Source organism: Citrobacter sp. wls710 (assembly GCF_005281115.1).
In the GTDB taxonomy this organism is placed as follows: Bacteria; Pseudomonadota; Gammaproteobacteria; order Enterobacterales; family Enterobacteriaceae; genus Citrobacter; species Citrobacter werkmanii.
Genome location: NZ_SZXD01000069.1, coordinates 1 through 303, shown reverse-complemented (window position 1 = coordinate 303; position 303 = coordinate 1). Strand labels below are relative to the sequence as shown.

The following is a 303-nucleotide window of genomic DNA, read 5'->3' as shown; positions in this document are numbered from 1 at the left end:
GGTGAGTAATGAGTCCAGTCCGTTGCAGTCCTCCCTGCTGGTCAGTGAACGCATGGCGTTCAAACTACACCGTCAGGGCATGATTATGGAAACCATCGGGAAAAATAACGCCGTCTGTAATGAATATCCGTCCCCAATCCTGCCTAAAGAACGCTGGCGTTATCAGATGGTGAATATGTATCCGGATAGCGGACAGTGCCATCCGTTCGGGCGCAGTGTGATGCGCTGGGAGACGGGAAAAAATCCGCCCAACACAAAGAAAAACTTCGGCTACCTGATGTGGCGTAAACGTAACTGTGTATT

Annotated in this window: 1 protein-coding gene; it reads left to right on the top strand. The window is 50.5% G+C overall.

Going from position 1 to position 303, the window contains the following annotated elements:
- A partial coding sequence (locus FDX14_RS24360) for a TraU family protein (protein WP_034169485.1) occupies positions 1–303 on the top strand: 303 nt, incomplete at both ends.